Source organism: Shewanella sp. AC34-MNA-CIBAN-0136 (assembly GCF_040309945.1).
Lineage (GTDB): Bacteria > Pseudomonadota > Gammaproteobacteria > Enterobacterales > Shewanellaceae > Shewanella.
The window spans coordinates 1-241 of record NZ_JBEOPJ010000103.1 but is presented as its reverse complement, the minus strand read 5'-3'; the positions used below and the strand labels follow the sequence as shown (position 1 = coordinate 241).

The following is a 241-nucleotide window of genomic DNA, read 5'->3' as shown; positions in this document are numbered from 1 at the left end:
TATCACGCTTGCGCAATGATATCCCTAGCCAGTCCGATCGATTGTTCGGAGTCATTGATCGAGATATTGCCAGTCCAGGACTTTATGGAGAAGACACAAAAATTACGTTAGCCACTGAGAACCTCGATTCAGATGATTTAATCGAATTGCCGTTTAATCAAAACGATGGCAGTGTAACCAAAGCAGGTGTTAAAGTACCAATGCGACCAAATGTCGCTACGTCCCAAGGTTGGTTCTATCC

1 protein-coding gene is annotated in these 241 nt (G+C 44.0%); it reads left to right on the top strand.

Annotated elements, in window-relative coordinates:
* The coding region (locus tag AAEY94_RS20815; RefSeq protein ID WP_350979952.1) for a hypothetical protein at positions 1 to 241 on the top strand (241 nt) is incomplete at both ends.